Genomic DNA, 246 nt, shown 5'->3' on the forward strand with positions numbered 1-246 from the left:
CTTGCGCCGAAGTGCGGTACCACTGGATAACGATTTCGCTCATGCGCTCGCCGGAAGTCAGCGCCGCTTGCAGCAGAGGCGAAGCCTTGTCGTAGACCTTGGTGATCACAACTGGCTTGTGCACACGCTGACCGGTTGGCTGACCGGATTGTGGGTCACGCGGGATGATTACGTCGTGGGTGAAAGCCTGCACCATGACCTGGTCTTCGTGGCCTTCCTGGTAGGTGTTGCCAACGGAGTCGGCGG

At 60.2% G+C, this 246-nt stretch carries 1 protein-coding gene; it reads right to left on the reverse strand.

Annotated features, from left to right (window positions below; all coding sequences use genetic code 11):
• A partial coding sequence (gene tssD, locus ACW9IR_RS30000) for a type VI secretion system tube protein TssD (protein ID WP_457466229.1) occupies positions 1 to 246 on the reverse strand: 246 nt, incomplete at both ends.

The sequence above is a fragment of the Pseudomonas sp. SDT291_1_S447 genome (genome assembly GCF_054070155.1).